The sequence below is a fragment of the Curtobacterium sp. VKM Ac-1395 genome (assembly GCF_015350975.1).
Lineage (GTDB): Bacteria > Actinomycetota > Actinomycetes > Actinomycetales > Microbacteriaceae > Curtobacterium.
Window position 1 is genome coordinate 488,040 of sequence record NZ_JADKRX010000001.1, and the last position, 23,232, is coordinate 511,271.

At 71.7% G+C, this 23,232-nt stretch carries 23 protein-coding genes; 10 read left to right on the top strand and 13 right to left on the bottom strand.

Annotation, left to right across the window (positions count from 1 at the left end; all coding sequences use genetic code 11):
• Positions 1–29: 29 nt before the first annotated feature.
• Entirely contained in the window at positions 30–668 is a 639-nt protein-coding gene (locus ITJ68_RS02520) for a TetR/AcrR family transcriptional regulator (protein ID WP_194659757.1), read from the top strand.
• A 25-nt stretch (positions 669–693) separates the two neighbouring features.
• Here the strand turns inward: ITJ68_RS02520 and ITJ68_RS02525 are convergent, their stop codons facing one another.
• Positions 694–993 carry a Dabb family protein gene (locus ITJ68_RS02525; RefSeq protein ID WP_194659758.1) on the bottom strand — a complete coding sequence of 100 codons (300 nt, stop codon included), beginning with the start codon at positions 991–993 and terminating at the stop codon, positions 694–696.
• Positions 994–1,110: 117 nt separating this feature from the next.
• On the opposite strand from ITJ68_RS02525, the gene ITJ68_RS02530 reads away from it, so the two are divergent.
• Both ITJ68_RS02530 and mtnN read left to right on the top strand, forming a co-directional pair.
• Positions 1,111–1,458, top strand: coding sequence for a DoxX family protein (locus ITJ68_RS02530; protein ID WP_194659759.1), 348 nt, complete (start codon positions 1,111–1,113; stop codon positions 1,456–1,458).
• Positions 1,459–1,493: 35 nt separating this feature from the next.
• Complete coding sequence (mtnN, locus tag ITJ68_RS02535; RefSeq protein ID WP_323743192.1) at positions 1,494–2,249, top strand: 5'-methylthioadenosine/S-adenosylhomocysteine nucleosidase; 756 nt, start codon at positions 1,494–1,496, stop codon at positions 2,247–2,249.
• On the opposite strand, the gene ITJ68_RS02540 is transcribed toward mtnN, so the two are convergent.
• Together ITJ68_RS02540 and ITJ68_RS02545 are read right to left on the bottom strand one after the other, a co-directional pair.
• Positions 2,246–3,475: an MFS transporter gene (locus tag ITJ68_RS02540; protein ID WP_194659760.1), complete on the bottom strand. Its 1,230-nt coding sequence runs from the start codon at positions 3,473–3,475 to the stop codon at positions 2,246–2,248. The two genes, mtnN and ITJ68_RS02540, sit on opposite strands and share 4 nt — an antisense overlap.
• Before the next feature lie 204 nt (positions 3,476–3,679).
• A complete protein-coding gene (locus ITJ68_RS02545; RefSeq protein ID WP_194659761.1) occupies positions 3,680–4,246 on the bottom strand; it encodes a dihydrofolate reductase family protein in 567 nt (188 codons plus the stop codon).
• Between the two features lie 104 nt (positions 4,247–4,350).
• Between ITJ68_RS02545 and ITJ68_RS02550 the strand changes: the two genes are divergently transcribed.
• From ITJ68_RS02550 to ITJ68_RS02570, 5 genes are all read left to right on the top strand, one after another.
• A complete protein-coding gene (locus ITJ68_RS02550; protein WP_194659762.1) occupies positions 4,351–4,707 on the top strand; it encodes a VOC family protein in 357 nt (118 codons plus the stop codon).
• A 156-nt stretch (positions 4,708–4,863) separates the two neighbouring features.
• A complete protein-coding gene (locus tag ITJ68_RS02555) occupies positions 4,864–6,168 on the top strand; it encodes a sensor histidine kinase (RefSeq protein WP_194659763.1) in 1,305 nt (434 codons plus the stop codon).
• Positions 6,150–6,917: a response regulator transcription factor gene (locus tag ITJ68_RS02560; protein ID WP_194659764.1), complete on the top strand. Its 768-nt coding sequence runs from the start codon at positions 6,150–6,152 to the stop codon at positions 6,915–6,917. The genes ITJ68_RS02555 and ITJ68_RS02560 overlap by 19 nt, the downstream gene beginning before the upstream one ends.
• Positions 6,918–7,053: 136 nt before the next feature.
• Positions 7,054–7,935: an ABC transporter ATP-binding protein gene (locus ITJ68_RS02565; RefSeq protein WP_194659765.1), complete on the top strand. Its 882-nt coding sequence runs from the start codon at positions 7,054–7,056 to the stop codon at positions 7,933–7,935.
• The gene (locus ITJ68_RS02570) at positions 7,932–9,005 is read left to right on the top strand and encodes an ABC transporter permease (protein ID WP_194659766.1); all 1,074 of its coding nucleotides are present in this window, start codon (positions 7,932–7,934) and stop codon (positions 9,003–9,005) included. Before ITJ68_RS02565 ends, ITJ68_RS02570 begins: the two co-directional genes overlap by 4 nt.
• Before the next feature lie 31 nt (positions 9,006–9,036).
• Here ITJ68_RS02570 and ITJ68_RS02575 read toward each other — a convergent pair whose 3' ends face one another.
• The 10 genes from ITJ68_RS02575 to ITJ68_RS02620 form a co-directional block, all read right to left on the bottom strand.
• Positions 9,037–10,104 (bottom strand): Gfo/Idh/MocA family oxidoreductase, encoded by a 1,068-nt coding sequence (locus tag ITJ68_RS02575; protein WP_323743193.1) that lies wholly within the window; start codon positions 10,102–10,104, stop codon positions 9,037–9,039.
• Positions 10,101–11,108, bottom strand: coding sequence for a Gfo/Idh/MocA family protein (locus ITJ68_RS02580; protein ID WP_194659767.1), 1,008 nt, complete (start codon positions 11,106–11,108; stop codon positions 10,101–10,103). The genes ITJ68_RS02575 and ITJ68_RS02580 overlap by 4 nt, the downstream gene beginning before the upstream one ends.
• An 80-nt stretch (positions 11,109–11,188) precedes the next feature.
• Positions 11,189–12,403, bottom strand: a complete 1,215-nt coding sequence (locus ITJ68_RS02585; RefSeq protein ID WP_194659768.1) for a glycosyl transferase — start codon at positions 12,401–12,403, stop codon at positions 11,189–11,191.
• Positions 12,400–13,200, bottom strand: a complete 801-nt coding sequence (locus tag ITJ68_RS02590; RefSeq protein ID WP_194659769.1) for an HAD-IIB family hydrolase — start codon at positions 13,198–13,200, stop codon at positions 12,400–12,402. The genes ITJ68_RS02585 and ITJ68_RS02590 overlap by 4 nt, the downstream gene beginning before the upstream one ends.
• A gap of 143 nt (positions 13,201–13,343) precedes the next feature.
• Positions 13,344–14,768 carry an MATE family efflux transporter gene (locus ITJ68_RS02595; RefSeq protein ID WP_194659770.1) on the bottom strand — a complete coding sequence of 475 codons (1,425 nt, stop codon included), beginning with the start codon at positions 14,766–14,768 and terminating at the stop codon, positions 13,344–13,346.
• 201 nt (positions 14,769–14,969) lie between these two features.
• Positions 14,970–15,407: a MarR family winged helix-turn-helix transcriptional regulator gene (locus ITJ68_RS02600; RefSeq protein ID WP_228504442.1), complete on the bottom strand. Its 438-nt coding sequence runs from the start codon at positions 15,405–15,407 to the stop codon at positions 14,970–14,972.
• A gap of 196 nt (positions 15,408–15,603) precedes the next feature.
• Positions 15,604–16,515 (bottom strand): DUF808 domain-containing protein, encoded by a 912-nt coding sequence (locus ITJ68_RS02605; RefSeq protein ID WP_194659771.1) that lies wholly within the window; start codon positions 16,513–16,515, stop codon positions 15,604–15,606.
• Positions 16,516–16,615: 100 nt separating this feature from the next.
• The gene (locus ITJ68_RS02610) at positions 16,616–17,374 is read right to left on the bottom strand and encodes a copper homeostasis protein CutC (protein ID WP_194659772.1); all 759 of its coding nucleotides are present in this window, start codon (positions 17,372–17,374) and stop codon (positions 16,616–16,618) included.
• Positions 17,371–18,939, bottom strand: coding sequence for a M81 family metallopeptidase (locus ITJ68_RS02615; RefSeq protein ID WP_323743194.1), 1,569 nt, complete (start codon positions 18,937–18,939; stop codon positions 17,371–17,373). The genes ITJ68_RS02610 and ITJ68_RS02615 overlap by 4 nt, the downstream gene beginning before the upstream one ends.
• The gene (locus ITJ68_RS02620; RefSeq protein WP_194659773.1) at positions 18,932–20,116 is read right to left on the bottom strand and encodes an ROK family protein; all 1,185 of its coding nucleotides are present in this window, start codon (positions 20,114–20,116) and stop codon (positions 18,932–18,934) included. Before ITJ68_RS02620 ends, ITJ68_RS02615 begins: the two co-directional genes overlap by 8 nt.
• Before the next feature lie 217 nt (positions 20,117–20,333).
• On the opposite strand from ITJ68_RS02620, the gene ITJ68_RS02625 reads away from it, so the two are divergent.
• On the top strand, positions 20,334–22,130 hold the full coding sequence (locus tag ITJ68_RS02625; RefSeq protein WP_194659774.1) for a peptide ABC transporter substrate-binding protein: 1,797 nt from the start codon (positions 20,334–20,336) through the stop codon (positions 22,128–22,130).
• Between the two features lie 90 nt (positions 22,131–22,220).
• Positions 22,221–23,180: an ABC transporter permease gene (locus ITJ68_RS02630; protein WP_071278938.1), complete on the top strand. Its 960-nt coding sequence runs from the start codon at positions 22,221–22,223 to the stop codon at positions 23,178–23,180.
• Positions 23,181–23,232 lie beyond the last annotated feature (52 nt).

Genomic DNA, 23,232 nt, shown 5'->3' on the forward strand with positions numbered 1-23,232 from the left:
TCCGCGGTCCTGAGCGGTGGGATCGGTGTATGCACACGCACGAACTTGACGCCCCCGCCGACGACACGGAGTCGATGCGATCGCGCATCGTCGCCGGGATGATGCAGTCGCTGCGCACCCGACCGCTGCACGAGGTCACCGTCGAGAGCGTCGCGCGCGAGGCCGACACCACCGCTGCGACCGTCGAGGCCGTGTTCCCGAGCTGGGACGGCCTGCTCCTCGCCACGATCGACCAGTGGAACGAGCAGCGCACCGGCCCGCTCATGGGGATCGCCGAGCAGCACGGCACGATCCGGTTCCTGCGCGCCATCGTGACGTCGAACATCGCCGACCCGTCGCTGATGCGCTTCCTGACGTCGACGCTCAACATCGCCGCCGCGCCCGACCACCCGCTCGCGCCGATGCTGCACATGCGGTGGCGTCGGTTCCACGCGTTCGTGCAGCGTGCCCTCGAGCGTGACGTCCAGCTCGGCCGGGAGCCCGGCACGATGGAGCCGGCCCGCGGTTCCGAGCAGCTCCTCGCCACGTACGAAGGACTGCAGCTGCAGTCGATGGTCCGGCCGGAGATGGACCTGCTCGAGGCCTACGACCGCGCCGTCACCCGCCTGCGCGAGGGCTGGGCCCGCGAGTACGTCGCTCCCGTCTGGGACCTCGAGCTCGCGAGCTGAGCCCGCCGGCGTCGACCAGCTCAGCTCAGCTCTGGTCGATGTCGAACACGACCACGTGCTGGCTGCCGGCCCCGATGAACTGTCCGACGGGCTGGTGCGACGGGTGCGGCAGGTAGGCCGCCAGGGACTCCCGGTCACGGAACTCGACCACGAGCATCCAGTCGAAGTCGCCCTCCTTGCCCTCGGTGCTCACGCTCGACCCCGACTGCACGGAGAGCACCCCCTCGATCTTCGTCAGGTGTTCCCGTGCGAGGGAGTCGGCCTCGGCGGACCGGTCCCCGTCGGCGTTCCACTGGACCAGGACCACGTGCGTCACTCCGGACATCGAGTTCTCCTCCACCGGCCGTCCGCCCTGGACGACGTGTTCGCAGCATGCCACTGCCACCGGTGGCGCCTGCCAGGGAGAATGAGCGAGCCTCGTCCGACCGACCCTGGAGTCCCCGTGCACATCGCCGCCGTCGCCCTCTCGCTGCTGCTCGCCGTCGCCATGCTCGGGTCCGGGGTGATGAAGCTCCTCGGCACCGCGCAGATGACCGAGAACATGCGCGTGGTCAACGTGTCCGTGCCCCAGATGCGCGTCCTCGGCGTGCTCGAGCTCCTCGCCACGATCGGACTGGTCGTCGGCCTGTGGGTCCCCGCGATCGGCATCGCCGCCGCGATCGGCGCGGTCGTCTACTTCGCCGGCGCGGTCGTCGCGCACGTGCGGGCACACGAGAAGAACGTGCAGCCCGCAGCGGTCCTGTTCGTGTTCGCGGTCGCGACCCTTGTCGTCCTGCTCCTCGCGCTCTGAACGGGACAGCCCGGCATCCGTGTCAGGATCAATCAGTGAGCACCAGGGAGAACGACGCGGCTGCAGGACCGACAGGCCCGAGCCTCCCGTCGGTCGTGGTGATCGCCGCCATGGCCGAGGAAGCCGCGGCGTTCGGCGCCTTCGCCACCGATCCTCCTGCGGAGCCGGTCGGCGGCGCGCCCTGGTTCGTCACCGTCAACGGGGCCCGCGTCGCCCTGGTGCGGAGCGGGATCGGGTTCACGAACGCGACGATCGCCGCCGCCCGCTGCTTCCACCTGTTCGGGGCGGCGGTCCCGATGATCAGCATCGGTTCCGCCGGCGGCCTCGCCACGGACGTGGAGCTCGGTGACGTCGTCGTCGGTCGGGACTACGTGAACCTCAACGCGGACGCCACGGTCTTCGGCTACCGGATCGGGCAGGTGCCCGGGATGCCCGAGCGCTACGCGGCCGACCCGCGGTTGGTCGAGCACGCCCTCGCCGCCGTGGTCCCGTTCCGCGTCCGCCCACACGTCATCGGCTCGAGCGAGGTCTTCGTGGCGGACCAGCGCGCTCGGGCCCTCCGGGAGGTCTTCCCGGACGTCGGCGCCGTCGACATGGAGTCGGCGGCGATCGCCCAGTTCGCGCACGTCCACGACGTCCCGTTCGTGTCGGTGCGGGGCATCAGCGACCTCTGCGCGCCGACGGGGGAGCAGTTCCGGGCCCACCTGGACGATGCGTCCGACCGGGCGGCACGCGTGGCGGTCAGTCTTGTGACCGCACGACACCGAGCGCTCGGGGCGTCCGTCAGCTAGACGACCGGCGTCGATGCCGTCGGCGTCGGGTCCCCGACCTCGGCGTCGGCGACCTGCGGCACGGCACTCGACCGCCGCAGGCCCAGCCCGACCAGCACGACCGCACCCACCACGGCGATGCCGGCCGACAGCCAGAAGTCCCCGGCGATGCCGACGGTGCTGACGGCCACGCCGCCCAGGACCGATCCCGCGGCGATGGCGAGCTGGATCGTCGTGACGAACAGGGCGAGCCCGGTCTCGGAGCCGCCGGGGGACGCCGTCGACATCCACGTCTGCATCCCGAGCGGGAGCGCTCCCCAGACCAGGCCCCACACGACCAGCAGGGCGAAGACGCCGACGACCGAGTGCGCCAGGAGCGGGAGCGCGACGACGGCGGCGGCGAGGACGAACTTCGACGCCCCGATCGTCCCGAGCACGCTGCGGTTCAGGGTGAACCCCGCGGCGAAGTTGCCGACGATCCCGGCGACACCGAACACCAGCAGCGCGAGGGTCACCGTGTCCGGGCCGACCCCGACGAGCTCCTGGAGGAACGGTGCGACGTACGTGTAGGCGGCGAACTGCGCGGCGAAGACGAACGCGGCGGCGATGAGTCCCACGCGGGCCCGAGGGACCCGCAGCAGTGCGCCGAGCGTGCTGAAACGCACCCGCTGCACGGCCGGGATGCTCGGCAGCATCACCAGCTGCAGCACGAGGGCGATCAGGCCGAGCACCCCGCCGATGACGAACCCGAGACGCCAGCTGCCGATCGACGACACGAACGCGCCGAGCGGCAGGCTCACCACGGTGGCGACCGAGACGCCGGCGGTGATGAAGGACGTCGCGCGGATCGTGGCGGAGGGCTTGACGAGCCTCCCGGCGATGCCCGCGCCGATCGCCCAGAAGCCGCCGATGCCGACACCGAGGAGCATGCGTGCGACCAACAGGATGCCGAAGGACGGGGCGATGGCCGCCAGGCCGTCGGCGACCACGAGCAGCACGGTGAGGGCGACCAGGACGACCCGGCGGTCGAGCTGCGACGTGGCGACGGTGACGACCGGGGCGGCGACGGCGCCGACCAGTCCGGTCGCGACCACCATGAGGCCAGCCGTGCCGATCGGCACGTCGAGGTCGGTGGCGATGGCAGGCAGGAGCCCGATGGGCAGGAACTCGGAGAGCACCAGGACGAAGGACCCGAGTGCGACGGAGACCACGCTGAGCCACCCCCGGCGCTCTGCTGACGATGTCATGGCCAGTGCAAAGCCGAGGGCGTCTCGTCCATTCCCACGTGTCGGCGGTGTCCTCCGGGACCGGTTCTCCGGGACGTGGGAGTTCGGATCTCGCCGTGACGGATCTGGTTCACGGTCCTCGGGTTCCGCCGACCGGATCCGTCAGCGCCCGTTTCGAATTCGGCCCGGGGGGGGGGCGTGCGCCTGGGAGCCGTCCGGTGCGGATCAGTGCCGCACCGCGTACCGCAGCGCCACCGCCCTCGTGCGGAACGTCCGCGTCGACAGCAGCTCGAGACCCACCTGGCGCTCGCCGCGGGGGAAGAACGGCCGGCCGCCGCCCACCAGCACCGGGCACACCCGCAGGCGGTACTCGTCGACCAGGTCGTGCTCCGCCGCCGAGGCCGCCAGGTCCGCGCCGCCGACGGCGATCTCGCCGTCGCCGGGCTCGGCGCGGAGGCGTGCGACCTCCTCGGGGACACCGTCCGTGGCCAGCCGCGTGTTCGTTCCGGTCACGCTCGACAGGGTCCGCGAGAACACGACCTTCGGCAGCTGCCTCCAGCGCTCGGCCCACTCCTGCTCGGCGGCGTCCCACGAGTCAGCCTGGTCCGGGTCCTCCCAGGAGGACATGGTCTCGTACAGCCGTCGGCCGAGCAGGTGCACGTCGACGCCGCGGAGCTCGTCGAGGAAGGCGCCGAACTCCTCCTCGTCCGGCGGTGCCCAGTCGAAGCCGCCGTCGGGCCCGACGATGAACCCGTCGAGCGAGACGCTCATGGAGACCGTCACCCGTTTCATGGGGCGCAACCTACGCCCGCAGCGCTCCCGGCGCATTCCTGAGCCGGCACGCACCGCCGCTGCCTACCGTTCCGGGCGTACCACCGACGAGAGGAAGCACCACCATGGCAACTGGAGTTGCAGCAGTCTGGGTCCCGGTCACCGACATGGAGCGCGCGGTCGCGTTCTACCGCGACACCCTCGGTCTCACCGTCACCGACCAGTCCGAGGACTGGAGCGAGATCGACGCCAACGGCCTGCGCATCGGCCTGAACGCGCGCGAGTCCGCCGGCCCCTCGAAGGACGGCGGCGCGGTCGTGTCCTTCCAGCCGGACGGCAGCATCGAGGACGAGGTCGCCTCGCTCCGCGAGAAGGGCGCCGACATCCAGGGCGAGATCAGCGAGCACCCGTGGGGCAAGATCGTCCCCTTCAAGGACAGCGAGGGCAACGACCTGCAGCTGTACGCACCGCCGGCCAACTGAGCAGGTGACGGACGGGAGGCGCGGGGCCAGCTGGCACCGCGCCTCCCGTCTGCGGTCGGACGCGTCCGCGCCCTGTCGGCGACCGCTCGGTCGCCCTCGCCGCCGGACCAGTACGAGATCTGCGGGCGCGACGGGGCAGCCGCTACCGTTGTCGGCATGACGAGCGCGGGGGCGACGAGCGAGGACTGGTCCCGCCTGCCCGTCGGGCCTCGCGAACACCGGCAGGACGTGGTGCTCGCCCTCGTGCTGGCAGCGGGCATCGCGATCTCGACGGTGCTGTACGGCTCGTCCGGCATGTTCGACGACCCGGCGCCGTGGTGGGTGTGCGCCCTCATGGTCGTCGCGAACGCGGGGCCGATCGCGTTCCGTCGCCGGTACCCCATGACCGTGGCGGTGCTCGTCGCGCTGGCGTTCGCGGGCACGCAGCTCCTCCGCGTGCCCGAGGGGCTGTTCATCAACTTCACGCTGTTCATCGGGCTGTACACGGTCGGTGCGTGGTGCTCCGACCGGGTGCGCGCGGAAGCGGTGCGGTGGATCGTCATCGTGGGCATGTTCGCGTGGGTGTTCCTGGCGATCGTGTTCCGCTGGTCCGTCCCCTCGGCGGTGTCCGGGGACAGCGACACCCTGATCCCGTCGTACGTCGCGAGCTCGCTCCTGTCGATCATCATCAACCTCGTCTACTTCGGCGCCGCCTGGTACTCGGGCAACCGTGCGTGGGCGTCGGCGGTCGCCAAGGACGCCCTCGACCAGCGGACGCTCGAGCTCGCGGTCGAACGCGAGCGCACCGCTGCGCAGGCCGTCACGCTCGAGCGGGTCCGCATCGCGCGCGAGCTCCACGACGTCGTCGCGCACCACGTGTCGCTGATGGGCGTCCAGGCCGGTGCTGCTCGACGCGTGCTCGAGCGCGACCCCGCCCAGGCCGCGGCGTCGCTCGGCGTGGTCGAGGAGAACGCCCGCACCGCCGTGGAGGAGCTCCGGCGGATGCTCGGCACGCTGCGCGAGAACGACGGCGACGGCACCCGCGCGCCCCTCGACGACGCCCCGAGCACCGAGGGCATCAGCCGTCTCGCCGAACTCGTGGACGCCGCGACGACCGCCGGGCACCCGTCGCGGTACTCGGTCGTCGGCGAGGAGCGCCCGGTCCCGCCGACCGTCGCCACGGTGGCCTACCGGATCGCGCAGGAGGCCGTGACGAACGTGCTCAAGCACGCCGGGCCGGACGCCCGTGCGGACCTGCGCCTGCGCTACCTGCCTGACGCGGTCGAGGTCGAGGTGACGGACACCGGGAACGGGGGCCGAGCCTCCCGGCCGTCCAGCGGGGACGAGGACGACCGCAGCCGGGGCAGCGGACTCGGCCACGTCGGGATGCGGGAACGGGTGGCCGCCGTCGGCGGGACCGTGGAGATCGGGCCGCGCGCCCGGGGAGGGTACCTGGTGCGCGCATGGCTGCCGACACCGTGAACGTCCGTGTGGTCCTGGCCGACGACCAGGTCCTGGTGCGGGCGGGGTTCCGGGTCATCCTCGAGTCGGAACCCGGTATCTCCGTCGTCGGTGAAGCGGCGGACGGGGCCGCTGCGGTCGACGCCGTGTTGACGCACCGGCCGGACGTGGTGTGCCTCGACGTGCAGATGCCGGGCGTCGACGGGATCGAGGCCGCCCGTCGGATCGCTGCACTGGAGGACCCACCGGCCGTCCTCGTCCTGACGACGTTCGACAACGACGACACGCTGTTCCAGGCCCTCGATGCCGGCGCGAGCGGGTTCCTGCTGAAGAACGCGTCGCCGGAGCAGCTCGTGGACGCCGTGCTGACCGTCGCGGCCGGGGACGCGTTGCTCGCACCGGACGTCACCAGGCGGGTCATCAGCCGCGCGACGGCGGGGGCGAGCGCCGGGTCCACGGCCGGGGCAGCGGCTGCGGCTGCGGCTGCGGCTGCGTCGTCCGCGTCCGCGTCCGCGTCCGTGTCTCCTGCGGCGTCCGCGCCGGACGTCGCCGAGCCGTGCGTGGTGCCGGGGCTGACCGAGCGCGAGACCGAGGTGCTCCAGCTGCTCGGTCGGGGCCTGAGCAACGCCGAGATCGCCGGACTGCTCTTCGTCGGTGACGCCACGGTGAAGACGCACGTGTCGAACGTGCTGCAGAAGCTCCAGCTCCGCGACCGGGTGCAGGCCGTCGTGTGGGCGTACGAGCACGGGGTGGTCCGCTCGCGCGGTTGACGCCGCTCGCGCGGCTGACCGGTCTCCTCCCAGCGGGGGAGGGCCAGGACCCGCCCCGGGAGGGAGGCGCGGTGTGGGCCCGCTCCGTAGCGTCGGACGTGCAGTGGGGGACCCCACCGCAGGAGGGGAAGACGCGATGCTCAGTGTCGACGGGGTCACGAAGCAGTTCGGTGACCGCCGCGTGCTCGACGACGTGACGTTCACGGTCGGCCGAGGACGGCTCACCGGGTTCGTCGGCGGCAACGGCGCCGGCAAGACGACCACCATGCGGATCATGCTCGGGGTGCTCGCCGCCGACAGCGGGACCGTGTCGATCGACGGCCAGGCCGTCGGGCCCACCGACCGTCGGCGCTTCGGCTACATGCCCGAGGAACGCGGGCTCTACCCGAAGATGCCCGTCGCCGAGCAGGTCACCTACCTGGCCCGACTGCACGGCGTCGAGCGCCGGACCGCAGCCGCCCGCACCGCGGAGCTGCTCGACCGGTTGGAGCTCGGCAAGCACGCCGGTGACCCGGTCGAGAAGCTGTCGCTCGGCAACCAGCAGCGCGTGCAGGTCGCCGCGGCGCTGGCGCACCGGCCCGAGGTGCTCGTGCTCGACGAACCGTTCTCCGGCCTCGACCCGATGGCCGTCGAGACCGTGCTCGGGGTGCTCCGCGAGACCGCGGCCGAGGGCGTCCCGGTGCTGTTCTCCAGCCACCAGCTCGACGTCGTCGAGCGGCTCTGCGACGACGTCGTGGTCATCGCCGACGGTCGCATCCGCGCCTCCGGCCCGCAGGAGGAACTCCGTCGCAGCGCCGGCCCGGCGGCGTGGGAGCTGCTGGTCGACGGCGACGCCGCGTGGATCCGCGACGAGCCCGGCGTGCACGTGCGCGACTTCGACGGCGGGTACGCCGTGTTCGAAGCCGACGACGCCGTCGCGCAACGCGTGCTCCAGCGCGCGGTCACCACGGGGACGGTGGGGTCGTTCGGCCGCCGCGTGCCCCGTCTCAGCGAGGTCTTCCGGGAGGTCGTCAAGTGAACAGCTCCAGCCAGGCGGTGCGGCTCGTCTCCGTCCGCGAGATCCAGGCGCGGCTCCGCAGCAAGGCCTTCGTCGTGTCGGCCGCCATCCTGCTCGTGATGGTCGTCGCCTCGATCGTCGTCGGTGGCCTCGTCGGGAAGGCCAGCTCCGACGACACCACCCCGGTCGCGGTCGTCGACGGTGTCTCGCTGCCCTCCACCGGCGGCCTCGACGTGACGCGCGTCGACGACCGTGCCGCCGCCGAGCAGCTGGTCCGCAGCGGTGACGTCGACGCCGCGATCGTGCCCGAGTCGGGTCCGCTCGGCTTCGGCGTGGTCGGCCTCGACCAGGCGCCGACGGACGTGGTGCAGGCGCTCGCCGTGTCGCCGCGCGTCGAGCTCCTCGACCCGGACGCCCTGCCGCCCGGGCTCGTGTCGCTCGTCGGGGTCGCGTTCGGGGTCGTGTTCTTCGCCGCCGCGGTCACGTTCGGGCAGTCAATCGCGCAGAGCGTGGTCGAGGAGAAGTCGACCAGGGTCGTCGAGATCCTGATGGCCGCGATCCCCGCCCGTGCACTGTTGGCGGGGAAGGTGCTCGGCAACAGCGTGATGGCGCTCGGGCAGATCGTCGCGATCGCGATCGCCGCGGCGGTGACGCTCGCCGTGACCGGGCAGGACAACCTGTTCACGCTGCTCGGGCCGAGCATGCTCTGGTTCGTGGTGTTCTTCGCGATCGGGTTCGTGCTCATCGCGGCGCTGTTCGCGGCGTCGGCAGCGCTGGTGTCCCGCCAGGAGGACGTCGGGAGCGTGACGACCCCGGTGATGATGCTCGTGATGATCCCGTACTTCCTGATCATCTTCGCCGCGGACGACCCCACGGTGCTCGGGATCATGTCCTACGTGCCGTTCAGCGCCCCGATCGGGATGCCGATGCGGATCTTCCTGGGGACCGCGGAGTGGTGGGAGCCGGTCGTGTCGCTGCTCGTCGTCATCGCGTCGGCCGCGCTCGTCGTGGTCATCGGCGCCCGGGTCTACGAGAACGCCCTGCTCCGGACGGGCGGTCGGGTCAAGCTGACCGAGGCACTGCAGCGCTGACGCGTCGGCGCTGCCGCGGGGCGTCGGCGACTCACTCGCTGACCGCGACCGTCCGCCCCGTCCGCGCCGACTCCTGCGCTGCGAGCACGATCGACAGCGTCCGCAGCCCCACCCGCACGTCGGGCTGGGGCTGCACGCCGGTGCGGACCGCGTCGAGGAACGTGCGGAGCATCACGGCGTCGAGGTCGGCGCCGTAGCGTGCCTCGATCGGCAGCCCGGTCGCGGCCACGATCCCGTGCGCGGCCGGCCCGAAGACGTCGAGCGACACCGTGCCACCGGTCCCCGCGACGTCGAGCGTCAGACCGCCCCACACCGCCGACGTGTCCGGCATGCTCCACGAGCAGTCGATCGCTGCGATGAGGCCGTCCGCGTACGTGATCGTGACGAGCCCACCGGTCTCGGCGCTGGGCGGAGCGCCGCCCGCCGGATCGGCGCTGGCCCCACCGCCCACCCGCTCCGCGTGCAGCACCCGGTTGGTCACCGCCGTCACCGTCCGCGGCGCCGACCCCGTCAGCGCCTCGAGCAGGTCGGCGATGTGCACGACGTGGTCGGCCAGCGCACCGCCGCCCGACAGCGCCGGGTCGGTGAACCAGTCGCGGCTGAGCGGCAGCATCCCGTTGTTGGCTCCGCGCACGGAGAACAGCTGGCCGAGTGCCCCGGCCTCGTGCGTGGCCCGCAGCGTCGCGAACGCCGAGGCGAACCGCACGGGGAACGCCACCATGAGCAGCACGCCGGCACGCTCGACGGCGTCGCGGATGGCCAGGCCGTCCTCCCACGTGGTGGCGAGCGGCTTCTCGCAGAGGACGTGCACACCGGCCGCCGCCGCGCGCTCCACCAGCTCCCGGTGTCGGGCGTTCTCGCTCGTGACGACGACCGCGTCCGGGCCCCAGGCGAAGAGGTCGGCGTACGAGTCCGCGTACTCGACCCCGAGCGCCTCGGCCAGCTCGCGTCCCCGCAGCTCGTCCCTCGTCGTCCCGGTGCTGACGCCGTCGGGGTCGGAGCCGATGACGTCGACGTCCGGCATCGCCCGCAGCGCCGACAGGTACCCGAGGGCGTGCGTGTGCGCGAAGGACAGCACCCCGATCCGCAACGCGGTCACGACAGCACCTCCGGTTGTCCGCTCGCGATCGAGCGCAGCGCGGCGTTGGCGATCCGCACGGCGGCTGCCCCGTCCTCGGCCGTGACCCGGGGAGCGGGACCGGTGCCGGCGATCGCCCCCACGAAGTCGGCGAGCTCCAGCCCGTACGGGTCCTCGGCCGGGTCGACCTGCGGCAGGAACCCGTCGACGGCCTCGGGCACCGCGAGGTCCGCGACGGAGTCGAGTTCGTCACGCGACCGGTGGGACAGGCTGCCGAGGGTCCCGGTCACCGAGTACTCGGTCGTGAACGCCAGGTGCTGCGGCCCCCAGACCCCGGCGACGTGGCTGATCGCGCCGGATGCGTGCGTGAGCAGCACGTGCGCCGCGGCGACCGGCTCGGCCGCCGTCCCGGAGCGCACCGCGATGGCGGAGACGGTGGTGACCTCGCCGGCGATCCACCGCGCGATGTCGAGGTCGTGGATCATCTGGTCCATCACGATCCCGCCCGACAGTTCCGTGTCCGCGAACCACGCGGTCCGGATCGGGAAGGCGCCGGACCGCACGAACCGCAGGACCGCGAGATCGCCCAGGAGGCCCGTGGCCACGGCCTCCTGCAGGCGCGCGTACGCGGGGAACCAGCGCACCACCTGGGCCGGGTACAGCGCTCGGCCTGCGTCCCGAGCGCGCTGCACCAGGTCCGCCGCGTCCGCGTCGGTCCGCGCGAGCGGCTTCTCGGAGATGACGTCCTTGCCGGCGTCGAGGGCTGCGCGGACGACTTCCGCGTGGGCGAACGTCGGCGTCACGACGTCGACCACGTCGACGACGTCGAGCAGGGCCGCGAGCGAGTCGACCACCGTGATCGACGACCCGGTGGCGAGAGCGGTCTCCGCGAACGCTGCCGCGAGGTCCTCGGCGCCGTCCCGGGCGAAGACGACCACCGGCCCGAGGCGCAGCAGCCCGGGCATGTGGGCGTGGGCGATGCCGCCGGCCCCGACGAGGCCGATCCGGAGCGGTGTCGCGGGCATCGGGCTCCTTGCGGGTGGGTCGACGGTGACGGTGCTGCCCATGCTAGCCAGCTGCCCGCGCCGGCCGTGCTGGCCGCGGGTCAGTCCACCTGGTCGGCCTCGACCGCCGCGCTCAGGCGCTCGAGGACGTCCGGCACCGCCGACCGCACCCGGCTCCAGCTCGGGATGAACGGCTTGTCGTTCGGCCTCGCGGTGAACGCGCTGCCGGCGTCGAGGACGGCCTGCGTGAAGAGCTCGACCGCGGCCTCCTCGGCGTGCTGGTCGAACGCCAGACCGTTCATCACGGCCTCGTGCCGGTAGACCTCGACGATGTCGAGCGCGTTCCGGTAGTAGGTCGCCTTGAGCACCCGGAAGGAGTCCGACGTCAGCGGGACCCCCATCGTGGCGAGCTTCCGGAACAGCGACTGCACGATGTCGTTGCCCATCCGTGCGAGTCCGCCGGTGCCGTCGGCCTCGGCGAGCGGCTGGTGCTTGTGGTCGTAGTCGTGGGCGATCTCGACCTGACAGACCTGCCGCGTCGCGTAGTCGCGGTACACCTCGGACAGCATCCCGATCTCGAGCCCCCAGCCGCCCGGGATCTTCAGGCCGTTCAGCACGTGCGCGCGCATCGCGAACTCGCCGGACAGCGGGTAGCGGAAGCTCGCGAGGTACTCCAGGTACTCGGACTCCCCGTACACCTGGCGGAGCGACCGGAGCAGCGGCCCGACGAGCAGCCGTCCGACCCGTCCGTTGATGCGACCGTCGGCGACGCGGGCGTAGTAGCCCTTCGAGAACTCGTAGTCGAACGCCGGGTTCGCGAGCGGGTACAGCAGCCGCGCGAGCATGCCCCGCTCGTACGTCGTGATGTCGCTGTCGTGCAGGGCGATGCACTCGGCCCGCTCCGACGCCAGGGCGTACCCGGTGCAGTACCAGACGTTGCGGCCCTTGCCCGGCTCACCAGGTGCCAGGCCGGCGCGGTCGAGCTCGGCGTCGAGGGCACGGAGCCGCGGCCCGTCGTTCCACAGGATCCGGTGCCGCTGCGGCAGGCGCGAGAAGAACTCCCGGGCGTGCTCGAACTGTGCGCGGTCGGCCCGGTCGAGCCCGATGACGATCTCGCTGAGCCAGTCCGCCTCGGCCAGCTCGTCGACGATCCGCTCGAGGGCCGGTCGTTCGAGCTCCGAGTACAGCGCCGGCAGGATCAGGCTCATCGGGCGCTTCTCGGCGAAGCCCCGGAGCTCGTCCTCGATGCTCGCGGTGCTGCGTCGGGTCAGGTCGTGGAACGTCGTGATGACGCCGTTCTGGTGGAAGTCGCTCATCGGTCGCCCCTCAGGAAGTGGTTCAGTCCCTCGGCCCACCCCTGCGGGGCCGTGGTGGTCGTGCGGTGGACCCGCTCGGCGCGGTCGTCGGCGAGTGGCCCCGGTGCCGGTCCGACGCCGCGGACGACGACGGCCAGGTCGACGGCGTCGAGCATCGCGGTGTCGTTCGGTCCGTCGCCGAGGCCGATGGTCCGCGGTACGGACCCGGTCCGTCGTTCGTGGTCGGCGACCAGTGTCCGGACGGCGGCGCCCTTGTCAGCTCCGGCCGGCAGCACGTGCCAGAAGCGGCCGCCGCGGACCAGGTCGAAGCCGGCCTCGGTCAGTGCCGACCGGACGGCTTCGGCGCGGTGGTCGTCGCGCGGGTCCCAGCGCAGGACCTCGGAGGCGGTGCGGCACCGGGCAGCGCGCGCCCCGGCGAGGTCGAGGCCCGTCCAGGCCGCGACCTCCACGTCCGACGCGCCGGAGAACGTCGCGAGCTGCAGGCCCAGCGCGCGTCGGACCCGCTCGAGTGCGGCGTGGAGTCGACCGAGGTCGCCGTCCGCGGGCCCGGTCAGCTGCCTGCCGTCCACGCCGACGACGACCGCGCCGTTCTCGGCGACGAACGGCTGCCCAGTGAGGCCAGTCCGTGCCTGCAGCGCCGTGATCTCGACCGCGGTCTTGCTGCTGCAGAACACCACGGGGACACTCGCTCGCCGCAGCCGGTCGAGCATCGGCAGCGCCGCGTCGAACGTGTAGTCGTGGTGGTCGAGCAGGGTGCCGTCGAGGTCGGTGACGACCATCAGGTCGGGTTCTGGCATCGGTCTCCACTCGCGGCTGGCTGGGCTGCGGGCGGCGATGCCCGCCGACCAGCCTGCCACCTGCGGTGGACGCGCGGGTGAACAGACGGGAGGCTCCCCACCGGACCGGTGGGGAGCCTCCCGTCCGGTGGCCCGCCCGTCCGTCACGCCGCCTGTTCCAGCACCGCCTCGGCGCGCTCCGCGCTGCCCGCGTCGAGCCCGCGGTCGATGCGGCCCCGCGCCGCGAGCCAGATCACGACGCCGGCCAGGAAGACCAGGACCTCGGTGATCGTCAGCGCCCAGATGATGCCGGCGAGCCTGAACCACAGGTTGCCGAGCAGGACGATCGGGATGAACAGCACGCCCTGCGCCAGGGACATCGCGATCGCCGGGGTCGCGAGTCCCGCCGCCTGGAACAGCGACGTGAACAACCCCGTGAACCCGTTCACCACCGTCGCGACGAGCTGCGCGACCAGGATCGTCAGGCCGATCGCCAGCACCGAGTGGTCCGAGGAGAAGACGGTGAAGACCTGCTCCCGGAAGACGAACACCGTGCCGGAGAACACCAGCACGATCGCACCGACCGTCAGCGCCGAGGCCCGCAGCGCCGAGCGGAGGCGCTCCCGGTCGCCCTTGCCGTACGCGTAGGCCAGCAGCGGCAGGACCCCGATCGTGACGCCCATCACCAGGAACTCCGGCACCTGGGCGATCCGGACGGCCACGCCCATCGCGGCCAGGGGGTCGTCGCCGTACTGCGCGGCCAGGTTGTTGAGCACGAGGGTCGTGACGATGAGGAACCCGGCCTGCAGCAGCTCGCTGACGCCGATGCCGAACACCGGACCGAGCACCGAGCGGCGGAGTGTGAACCAGCGCAGCGACAGGCTGACGTTCTCGCTGTGCGTGCCGAGCCACCGCACCCAGTAGACGATGCTCACGAGGTTCGCGAGCCCCACCGCGAGCGCAGCGCCCGCGACGCCCCAGTGCAGCACCAGGATGAACAGCACGTCGAACACCAGGTTCCCGACGGTCGACAGGATCAACCCGACCATCGCCTGGCGGGCGGCTCCCTCGGCGCGGATCATCTGCTCCAGGCAGAACGCCGCGGCGAGCACCGGCACGAAGGCGAGCATCACGCCGACGTAGGCGCTGGTCGCCGGCACCGCCGCGGCGTCCGCCCCGAGCAGCCCGACCAGGGGCCGCAGGAACAGCAGCCCGAGGCCGCCGAGCACGATGCCCGTCACGACCGAGCCCCAGACGGCGAAGGACGCGACGTGCTTGATCTCGCCCGCCGTGGCGGGGTCGTGCTCGGAGGCACCGAGCAACCGCGACATGAGCGAGCTGCCCCCGACGCCGAACACGCCGCCGACCGCCATCACCAGCCCGAGCAGCGGCGTGCCGAAGGTGATCGCCGCGAGCAGCGAGGTGTCGTGCTGCGCGCCGATGAAGCCCGCGTTGATGACGTTGTACAGGGCGCTGACGACCATCGCCGCGGCCATCGGCACACACAGGTGCACGAGGGCTCGGGCGATGGGGGCGGCGGAGAGGTACCAGCGGTTCTTCTCCGCTGCGGTGGTGATGGTGGTGCTCATGGCTGTCCCCTTCCGGGCAGGGCTGAGCGCGCGCCGACGAGGGCCGGCACGGCATGGCTGACGGCGCGACGGCAGGGGCCGTCACGTGGCGCGGTGGTCCCTTCGGCGGGACCGCACGCGTCGTGCGATGTCCCGGCCCGGCGGGACCGTCGGGTGGGCAGGCTGGCGCCTCCGGCGGACGGCCGGGAGGCTCTGCTGCGGTTACCGGGTGGGTTCCGGCAGCTCGGCGGTCACCGTGAGCAGGAGGTCGCGGAGCGTGGCGCGCTCGTCCGGACTGAGCGGGGCGAGCAGGCGGTCGTCGAGGGCGAGCATCGCGTCCTCGAACCCGGCGATCAGGTCGATGCCGGTGGGGGTGGCGTACACGAGCTTCGTCCGGGCGTTGCCGGCGTCGGCTCGTCGTTCGATGAGGCCCCGTTTCTCGAGCCCCTGCAGGAGGCTCGACACGCTGGCCGCACTGGTCCGGGTCATCTCGGCGATGTCGCGCTGGATGGCGCCCGGGTTCTGCTGCAGGTAGCCGAGCACGAAGCTCTGCTCGTGCGAGAGCTCGCGCTCCCGCACCCACTCGTCCGCGGCCTTGCGCTGGGCCCACCCGATCCAGCGCATGAGCTGGAGTGGTGTGTCGAAGTGCGGTGCCTGCATGATCAGAACTCTAAGTGTTCGACCTCTAACTGTCAACCGAGGGGGTGTCGCGGCGGTCCTTGCGCGAGACACCGGTGTCTTGGAGCGAGACGCCGGTGTCTTCCCGAGGCGCCGCCGTTTTCCGCGGCGTCTCAGCGCAACACCGGTGTCGTGCGGGTGGGGGTGGGGGTGGGGTGCGGGCGGGGTGAGGCCGGAGTCAGTGCGACGCCGGCGTCTGGGTGTGGGACGCCGGTGTCTCGCGGGCGGGACGCAGGCGTCGGATGCCGGTGAGGACGAGCACGACGACGGCGCCGAGCACGAGACCGAACACGGCAGAGGATGCGGTGTCCGCGAACCACTCCACGACGGGCCCGGCGGGCTCCACCGCGTGCGTGATGACGTGCAGCAGGTCGTACGGTCCGTGCCAGAACGTCTCGGCGAGGTTGGCGATCACGAGGTGCCCACCGACCCAGAGCATGGCGACGGTCCCGACGATGCCGATCGTGCGGAACACGGCGGGCATCGAGCGCACGATGCCGTCACCGAACCGCCGCAGCCCTTCGGAGGGGTGCTCCATCAGCCGCAGGCCGACGTCGTCGATCTTCACCAGGAGTGCCACCGCGCCGTAGACGAGCGCGGTCATGCCGAGGGCGATGAGCGCCAGCGCGCCGAGGGTCAGCCAGAAGCCCATGTCGGGGTCGAGGCTGGCGAGCGCGATGAGCATGATCTCGGTGCTGAGGATCAGGTCGGTCCGGATGGCGCCGAACACGAGCTTGCGTTCGTCGCGGGAGTCGTCCTCGGCGGAGACGTGGTGGTGGCCGAACCACTCGGCGACCTTCTCCGCGCCCTCGAAGCAGAGGTAGGTGCCACCGATGACGAGCAGCCACGGCAGCACCCACGGCGCGAACGACGACAGCAGCAGCGCCACCGGGATGATGATGACGAACTTGTTGAACAGGCTGCCGAGCGCGATCCGCCCGACGACGGGGAGTTCCCTGGCGGGCGCGAGTCCCTGCACGTACTGCGGGGTGACGGCCGCGTCGTCGATGACGACCCCGGCGGTCTTCGCGCTGGCCTTGAGTGCGGCGGAGAGGATGTCGTCGACGACGGCGAGCAGTCCAACGGACATGTGCGGTTCCCGGTCTCAGGCCGCGCTGGCGGCGCGGTGGACGTCGTCGGCGGTGGGACGGGAGGGAGCTGCCTGCATGAGGAGAACCCTATTCGTTCACTCAGGCAGAGGCGCTGAGTGCTGCCCGCGCTGCCCGCACCACGTCACTGTCGGTCACGAAGTGCGCGGAACCGTCGTCCGCCCCGCCCATCGGCACGCCCGCGTGCGCGCTGTCGGCGGCCGGACGCTTCGCGGAGAGGTGCACGGCGGCCGCTCCGGTGGCGACGAGGGCCGGCACGTCCGCGGGGATGACCCCGGCGCCGGCCATGACCTGCACGGGCCCGGCAGCCGACACCATGCGGGCGATCGTCGCCGCGCCGGTGAGGGCGGTGGGGGCGGCGCCCGAGGTCAGCACGCGGGTGAACCCGAGGTCGGCGAGCAGTGCGACGGCGGCGACGGGGTCCGCCGCGTGGTCGATCGCCCGGTGCAGGGTCACCTCGACGTCGTCACGGAGTGCGCGGGCGGTGCCGACGAAGCGCCGCAGGACGTCGTGGTCGAGCGACCCGTCCGCCCCGAGTGCACCGACGACGACACCGGCGACGCCCGAGCGCACGATGGCCTCGAGTTCGCGGTCCATCAGCTCGACCTCGTCCGCGTCGTACACGAACCCGCCCGGGCGGCACCGGACCAGGGCGTGCACGGGGATGCCCGTCGCGACCGCGGCCTCGACGAGCCCCTGCGACGGGGTCAGTCCGCCGAGTTCGAGCCCGACGCAGAGCTCGACCCGGTCGGCGCCGCCGTCTCGAGCGACGACCGCACCCGCGGGCGACGTGACGGCGATCTCGAGGGAGACCGGGGAGTCGGGAGTGGCAGAGGTCACGCGATGGCTCCGAGCGGTTCGTTCGAGGGCGGGATGATCCGGGCACCGAGGTCCGGCGCCGACGGGAACACCCGATCGTACGGGAACATCGGCCGCGCGATCCGGTGGTGCCCGAGGCGCTCGAGGTCCTGGTCGACCCCGCCCGGCGTCAGTGCGAGCATCCAGTCGGCGGCCATGTCGAACAGCTCCGGCTCGAGGTACCCGATCTTCACGATGACGACGTCGGCCTGGCGCGGAGCGAGGTCGAGGTCCGTGAAGTCGTGCTCGTGGTGGTACGGCTTCCGGTACGTCGTGAGGACGGCGTACACGCTGCCGACCTGCAGCACGACCTCGGTCTCGGCGTCGCGGTCCCCGTGCTTGACCGCGTGCACCCGCCCGGTCATGGTGATCGGTCCGGCGTGGACGTCGTCGACCGCGGCACCCGCCGTCACGGTCACGGTCGCACCGACGCCCGCGGCGACCGCGGTGGCGACGGCCTCGGGGCCGGGGACGCTCGCGTAGATGACCGTCGGGCCGTCCGCGGACCGGAACTCCGGCCGTGCCAGCACCTCCGTCAGCCCCCAGGTCATGTCGCCGGACCCGCCGGCGGTCGGGTTGTCGCCCGAGTCCGAGACGAAGTACGGCCGTGCGGCGCCGGGAGCGAGCGCGGCGTCGAGGCACTCGGCGAACGAGCCCGTCGGCGCGACGAACACGAAGTCCTCGCGCACCTCCCAGAACGCGCGGGCCAGTCGTTCGGCCCCGGCGGCCACGGCGTCCTGGTCCCACCCGGTGACGACGGTGACGGCACGGTCGCGCGGCTGGTCGGCCCACGCGTACCCGACCCAGATCGCGGCGTCGAGCACGCCGTCCTCGGCCTCGACGGCGGGCACCTGGGCGTAGAGCGACGCGGCGGGTTCGATGCGCGTCGAGGTCTGCTCGCCGGGCAGCAGCACCGGGATCGGCACCCACGCCTTGACCGGACGCTGCGACCCGACCGGGCGGGTGGTGAGCACGTCGACCAGGTTCCGGACGGCGCGCTCCTTCGTCTCCATGGCGTCCTCGTGCGGGGCCATCCGGTAGCAGGTGACCAGGTCGACCTGGTGGGCGAGCTCCGCGGTGACGTTGCCGTGCAGGTCCATCGACGCCGACACGATGACGTCGAGACCGATCACCGCGCGGATGCGTCCGAGCAGGTCGGACTCGGCGTCGTCCAGGCCCTCGACCACCATCGCGCCGTGGATGTCGTACCAGAGGCCGTCCACGGTCGTCGACGACACCAGGGACTGCAGCCGGTCCACGATCTCGGACGCGAGCGACTCGTACGCGTCCCGCGTCACCATCCCGCCGGGCAGCGCGTGCCCGATCAGCGCGCCGCGGAAGTCGGCGGCGTCGGACAGCCCGGCGAGGAAGTCGTAGCGGGCCACGACCTCGTCCCCACGGTCCGGGTGGAAGGCCTCTGCCTGGGTCCTGGTCGGCGTGAACGTCGACGTCTCGATGGCCAACCCGGCGATGGCGATGACCGGCCGCCGAGCCGGAGAACCGGCCGGAGACGGGGCGGGGGTGCTGCTGGGCACGGTGTCAGACACGGACACTCCTGTTCCTGGTGGTCGACTGGGGGATCGGCGCAGACAGCTCCTGCAACGACGCCGCGAGGCCGCGCTGCAGGGCGAACTGCCCGGCACCGACGAGACCCGCGTCCGCACCGAGCGACGCGCGCTCGATGACGAGGTGCTGCGTCACGAGCGGGTGGCAGCTCTCGTAGAGCTGGCTCCGCACCGCGGCGACGAACGGGTCGAGGGTGGAGAGGATGCCGCCGAGGTAGACGGCGTCCGGGTTGAAGAAGTTCACGTTGGCGGCGAGCACCTCGCCGAGGTACCGACCGGCCAGGCGCACGGCCCTGGTGGCCTCGGGGTCGGCGTCCGATGCGAGCCGGCCGACCTCGGCGGTCGAGGACACCGGCACGCCGGCCGCGCTGAGGATCCGCACGAGGGCGGCCCCGGACGCCACGGTCTCCAGGCACCCGGTGTTGCCGCACGAGCACGGGGTGTCCCCGGCCGCGTCGATGCGCACGTGCGTGATGTCGCCGGCGGCCCCGGTCGAGCCGCGGTAGAGCCGGCCGTCGATGACGATCCCGGCACCGATCGCCGAACCGGCCTTGATCGTGATGGCCTGTCGTCGTGACGACGGCTGCACGGTCTGCTCGCCCGCGGCCATGCAGTTCGCGTCGTTGTCGACGGCCGCCGGGACGCCGAAGTGCTCCTCGAGCCACGCCGCCACGGGGAAGCCGTTCCACCCGGGCATGCGGCTCGGCAGGTCGACGACCCCGGCCTCGACGTCGACCGGGCCGGGCAGGCTCAGCCCGACGCCGCGCAGGCCCTCCGCGCCACGGGTCGCGATCAGCGAGTCCAGCAGCTCCGCCAGTCGGGCCAGCCCGGCGGTCGGGCCGTCGGAGAGCGCGAACGGGACGTTCGAGACGGACTCGAGCGAGCCTCCCGCCAGGACGATGCCGACCCGAGCGTGTCCGCCACCGACGTCCGCGGCGACCGCGTACTCGTCCACCCCGCCGATCCGGAGCACCTTGCGGGGGCGACCGCCCGTGGAGACGTCGGTGCCCTCCTCGGCGAGGATCCCGTGGTCGAGCAGCTGGGCGACGACGTGCGAGACGGTCGACGGCGCGGCGCCGAGGAGCTGCGCGATCTCGGTGCGGCTCGACGCCTGCCCCGACGCGACGAGTTCCAGCACCCGCGAACTGAGGTCCGGCACGACTTTCTCCAATCCGGCACGAAGACCAGCACAAGGGCCGACGACGGCCGGGAAACCGCCGTCGTTCCGGGAGCCTAGCGGCCTCGTCGAGACCGGAGCCCTTTCGCCCGATCCGCAGAAACGAAGTATTTACACGAGAACGTTTGTTTTTCCAACGGCTTTTGCCATTGACTGTGCCCCACCCCGACCACCAGAACCACTCGCACTAGGAGTCCGCATGACCAAGCCCCGTCGCTGGGCCCTCCTCACCGGAGCCGCGCTCGCGGTGAGCGCACTGCTCGCCGGGTGTTCCGGAGGCGGTTCCGCCACCACGAACGCGAAGTCCGACGAGATCAACTACGCGCTGCCGGCGAACTTCACGCCGAACTGGATCCTGCCGATCGGCACCGCCGCGCACCTCAACACGAACAACGGCTCCATCGCGCAGTCCCTGTACGAGCCACTGGTGGCGTACGACGGCTCCACCGGCAAGATCGCCTGGAACAAGCAGGGCTCGATCGCCACGGCCGCCGACTTCGCGAGCGACGGCAAGAGCGTCACGGTGACCCTGGGCGACCGCACGTGGTCGGACGGCAAGCCGATCACGAGCCGCGACGTCGAGTTCTGGTACAACCTCATCAAGGCCAACAAGGCGCAGTGGGGCTCCTACTCCGAGGGCAAGGTCCCGGACAACTGGACGTCGTTCAAGGCCGTCGACGACACCCACTTCACGATCACGTTCGACAAGGCCTACAACTCCGACTGGATGCTCGCCAACCAGCTCAGCCTGGTCGTCCCGCTCCCGCAGCACGCCTGGGACAAGACCGGTGCCGACGCGACGGTGACCGACGCCGACGAGACCCCCGCCGGCGCCAAGCAGGTGTGGAAGTACATCAACACCGCCGCCGGCAAGATCGCGGACTACGACTCCGACCCGCTGTGGAAGACCATCTCCGGCCCGTACGGCGTCAAGTCGTTCACCACCGCCGGCAAGGTCCAGCTCGTCGCCAACGCGAAGTACGACGGCGGCCAGAAGGCCCAGATCAACACCGTCAACCTGCTGCCGTTCACGACGTCGGACGCCGAGACGAACGCGGTCCGCTCCGGCGAGGTCGACTACGGCTACATCCAGGCCACGGACATGGACCAGAAGGACTCGTTCACGGGCAAGGGCTACGACGTCAAGCCGTGGACCGGCTGGGCGATCACGTACATGCCGTACAACTTCAACAACCCGACCATGGGTGCCGTCTTCAAGCAGCTCTACGCCCGCCAGGCCGTGCAGATGTCGGTCGACCAGGCCAGCCTGTCGAAGGTCGTCTTCAACGGCACCGCGACCCCGACCTACGGGCCCGTCCCGCAGGCGCAGGCATCCGACTACGTCTCCGAGGCGCAGAAGGACAACCCGTACCCGTTCAGCACGAAGAAGGCCGCGGCACTGCTCACGAGCCACGGCTGGACGAAGCAGGGCGGCACGATGGTCTGCACCGACCCGGGCAGCGGCGACAGCCAGTGCGGCGAGGGTGTCGCGAAGGGCACGAAGTTCACCATGCAGGTGCTGTCGCAGTCCGGCTCGTCCGTGACCGACAACATGATGAGCGCGATCCAGTCCTCGCTCGCCAAGACCGGCATCGGCTTCACCATCAAGACCGCGCCGGTGTCGAGCGTCCTCTCGCAGACCCCGACGTGCACCAGCGACGAGGACAGCTGCAAGTGGGACCTGTCCTTCTTCGGCACCGCCGGTAGCTGGTACTTCCCGGCGTACCCGACCGGTGAGGCGCTGTTCTCCACCGGCGGCTCGGCCAACTTCGGCAGCTACTCCAACACGTCCGTCGACGACCTGGTCAGCGCGACCACGACCTCGACCGACTCGGCCGCGGTGCAGGACTACAGCGAAGCGGTCGCCAAGGACCTGCCCGTGATCTGGCTGCCGAGCCCGGACTACCAGATCTCGGTCGTCAAGAAGGGTCTGACCGGGTTCGAGCAGGACTCGCTGGCCAACTTCCACCCGTCCCAGTGGAAGTGGAGCAAGTAGCCACCTGACCGATCGGGAGGCGCGGTGCGGGTCCGACCCACACCGCGCCTCCGTCCCGGCTCGCGAACGCCATCCACCAACGGAAGCCGCATGACCACAGTCCTCTACCTCACCCGGCGGGTGCTCCAAGCGCTCGTGGTGATCCTCATCGTCACGATCGTCGTGTTCTGCCTGCTGCACGCCCTGCCGGGCGGTCCCGCCCGCGGCGTCCTCGGCGTCTCCGCGACGCCGGTGCAGATCGCAGCGTTCAACCAGGCGCAGGGCCTCGACCAGCCGCTGCCCGTGCAGTACGTCCGGTTCCTCGGGCGCCTGCTGACCGGCGACCTCGGCACGTCGTACACGCTCAACGAGCCGGTCTCGCAGCTCATCCAGGAACGGCTCCCGAAGACCCTCGTGCTGACCGGCCTGTCCGCGGTCCTCGGGCTCGTCGTCGCGATCCCGATCGGGATGTGGCAGGCGGCCCGCCGCAACGGTGCGGTGGACTACACGGTCACGGCGCTGGCGTTCGTCTTCTACTCGACGCCGGCGTTCTTCCTCGGCCTCGTGCTCATCGTCGTGTTCAGCCAGCAGCTGCCGTGGCTGCCGTCGCAGGCACCGAGCGGCACCACCCTCGCCGAGGTCTTCCAGGACCCGGCCGGTCTCGTGCTCCCCGTGCTGACCGGTGCGCTCGCGATGATCGCCGTGTTCAGCCGGTACATGCGGGCCTCGACGCTGGAGAACCTGCAGGAGGACTACGTCCGCACCGCCCGTGCCGGCGGGGCCTCCACCGCCACGATCCTCCGGCGGCACGTGTTCCGGAACTCGCTGACGCCCGTCGTCGCGATGCTCGGCTACTACCTGCCCGTCCTGTTCGGCGGCGCGCTCGTCACCGAGCAGCTGTTCAACTACCCCGGCATGGGCCTGCTGTTCTGGAACGCGGCGCAGTCCTCGGACTACCCGACGCTGCTCGGCTGCGTCCTCGTCATCTCGATCGCGACCGTCGTCGGCACCCTGGTGGCCGACGTCGCGCAGTCGCTCATCGATCCTCGTGTGAAGGCGGACCGCGCATGACCAAGACGTCGCTCATCGACACGTCCCGTCCCCAGGCAGTGACGGGGGTGCG

What these genes read in the sequence shown, in the direction of transcription:
- ITJ68_RS02520 (WP_194659757.1), top strand. Translation starts at nt 30, where the DNA reads ATGCACACGCACGAACTTGACGCCCCCGCCGACGACACGGAGTCGATG.
- ITJ68_RS02525 (WP_194659758.1), bottom strand. Translation starts at nt 993, where the DNA reads ATGTCCGGAGTGACGCACGTGGTCCTGGTCCAGTGGAACGCCGACGGG.
- ITJ68_RS02540 (WP_194659760.1), bottom strand. Translation starts at nt 3,475, where the DNA reads ATGACATCGTCAGCAGAGCGCCGGGGGTGGCTCAGCGTGGTCTCCGTC.
- ITJ68_RS02545 (WP_194659761.1), bottom strand. Translation starts at nt 4,246, where the DNA reads ATGAAACGGGTGACGGTCTCCATGAGCGTCTCGCTCGACGGGTTCATC.
- ITJ68_RS02550 (WP_194659762.1), top strand. Translation starts at nt 4,351, where the DNA reads ATGGCAACTGGAGTTGCAGCAGTCTGGGTCCCGGTCACCGACATGGAG.
- ITJ68_RS02555 (WP_194659763.1), top strand. Translation starts at nt 4,864, where the DNA reads ATGACGAGCGCGGGGGCGACGAGCGAGGACTGGTCCCGCCTGCCCGTC.
- ITJ68_RS02560 (WP_194659764.1), top strand. Translation starts at nt 6,150, where the DNA reads ATGGCTGCCGACACCGTGAACGTCCGTGTGGTCCTGGCCGACGACCAG.
- ITJ68_RS02565 (WP_194659765.1), top strand. Translation starts at nt 7,054, where the DNA reads ATGCTCAGTGTCGACGGGGTCACGAAGCAGTTCGGTGACCGCCGCGTG.
- ITJ68_RS02580 (WP_194659767.1), bottom strand. Translation starts at nt 11,108, where the DNA reads ATGCCCGCGACACCGCTCCGGATCGGCCTCGTCGGGGCCGGCGGCATC.
- ITJ68_RS02585 (WP_194659768.1), bottom strand. Translation starts at nt 12,403, where the DNA reads ATGAGCGACTTCCACCAGAACGGCGTCATCACGACGTTCCACGACCTG.
- ITJ68_RS02590 (WP_194659769.1), bottom strand. Translation starts at nt 13,200, where the DNA reads ATGCCAGAACCCGACCTGATGGTCGTCACCGACCTCGACGGCACCCTG.
- ITJ68_RS02595 (WP_194659770.1), bottom strand. Translation starts at nt 14,768, where the DNA reads ATGAGCACCACCATCACCACCGCAGCGGAGAAGAACCGCTGGTACCTC.
- ITJ68_RS02600 (WP_228504442.1), bottom strand. Translation starts at nt 15,407, where the DNA reads ATGCAGGCACCGCACTTCGACACACCACTCCAGCTCATGCGCTGGATC.
- ITJ68_RS02605 (WP_194659771.1), bottom strand. Translation starts at nt 16,515, where the DNA reads ATGTCCGTTGGACTGCTCGCCGTCGTCGACGACATCCTCTCCGCCGCA.
- ITJ68_RS02625 (WP_194659774.1), top strand. Translation starts at nt 20,334, where the DNA reads ATGACCAAGCCCCGTCGCTGGGCCCTCCTCACCGGAGCCGCGCTCGCG.
- ITJ68_RS02630 (WP_071278938.1), top strand. Translation starts at nt 22,221, where the DNA reads ATGACCACAGTCCTCTACCTCACCCGGCGGGTGCTCCAAGCGCTCGTG.